A 547-nucleotide genomic window follows, 5' to 3' on the forward strand; every position below is an offset into this window, starting at 1 on the left:
CTGGCCGGTCGTGGGCGGACATGTTGCGGCCACCAGAACCAACGTCCGAGCAGTGTGGCCAGCGACGGCGTCATGAAAGACCGGACGATCAGGGTGTCGAACAGCAGACCCAGCGCGATCGTCGTACCGACCTGACCCATCACCTTCAACGGGCTGAAGGCGAACGTGGCCATGGTGGCGGCGAACACCAGCCCGGCCGAGGTCACCACCGACCCGGAACCGGCCATCGCGCGGATCGTGCCCGTCTTGAGCCCGGCGTGGATCTCTTCTTTGAACCGGGATATCAAGAGCAGGTTGTAGTCCGAGCCGACCGCCAGCAGCACGATCACCGACATCGCGAGCACCATCCAGTGCAGTTTGATACCGAGGAAGTATTGCCAGACGAGCACCGACATGCCGAACGATGCCCCCAACGACAGCGCGACCGTCCCGACGATCACCGCCGCCGCGATCAGACTGCGGGTAATGATCAGCATGATGATGAAAATCAGGCAGAGCGAACCGATTCCGGCGATCATCAGGTCGTACTTGGAGCCGTCCTTCCAGT

1 protein-coding gene is annotated in these 547 nt (G+C 62.2%); it reads right to left on the minus strand.

Features of this window, described 5'->3' with window-relative positions:
• A partial coding sequence (locus A5658_RS04520; protein ID WP_156751257.1) for an MMPL family transporter occupies nt 1-547 on the minus strand: 547 nt, incomplete at both ends.

Source organism: Mycobacterium sp. 1245111.1, from assembly GCF_001673405.1.
In the GTDB taxonomy this organism is placed as follows: Bacteria; Actinomycetota; Actinomycetes; order Mycobacteriales; family Mycobacteriaceae; genus Mycobacterium.